Annotated in this window: 3 tRNA genes; all 3 read left to right on the top strand. The window is 47.4% G+C overall.

Annotated features, from left to right (window positions below):
* Positions 1–49: 49 nt before the first annotated feature.
* The 3 genes from H5200_RS23485 to H5200_RS23475 all read left to right on the top strand — a co-directional run bounded on the left by H5200_RS23485 (position 50) and on the right by H5200_RS23475 (position 420).
* A tRNA-Lys gene (locus tag H5200_RS23485) sits at positions 50–125 on the top strand.
* 71 nt (positions 126–196) lie between these two features.
* Positions 197–272: transfer RNA gene (locus tag H5200_RS23480), tRNA-Lys, on the top strand.
* A gap of 72 nt (positions 273–344) precedes the next feature.
* Positions 345–420: transfer RNA gene (locus H5200_RS23475), tRNA-Lys, on the top strand.

Raw genomic sequence — 420 nt, 5'->3', positions numbered from 1 at the left:
GTGGTTTATAATCGGCGGATCTACGCAGCGTGCTTAGGCACATCAGAGCGGGTCATTAGCTCAGTTGGTAGAGCAGTGGACTTTTAATCCATTGGTCGATGGTTCAAGTCCATCATGACCCACCATTCTTTATTCGTTGAATAGTAGAGTGGTTATAATCGGCGGATCTACGCAGCGTGCTTAGGCACACCAGAGCGGGTCATTAGCTCAGTTGGTAGAGCAGTGGACTTTTAATCCATTGGTCGATGGTTCAAGTCCATCATGACCCACCATTCTTTATTCGTTGAATAATAGGGTGGTTTATAATCGGCGGATCTACGCAGCGTGCTTAGGCACATCAGAGCGGGTCATTAGCTCAGTTGGTAGAGCAGTGGACTTTTAATCCATTGGTCGATGGTTCAAGTCCATCATGACCCACCA

The sequence above is a fragment of the Pseudoalteromonas sp. SG43-7 genome (assembly GCF_014164295.1).
Lineage (GTDB): Bacteria > Pseudomonadota > Gammaproteobacteria > Enterobacterales > Alteromonadaceae > Pseudoalteromonas > Pseudoalteromonas rhizosphaerae.
The sequence above is the reverse complement of the archived record's forward strand: the minus strand, read 5'-3'. Positions and strand labels throughout refer to the sequence as shown.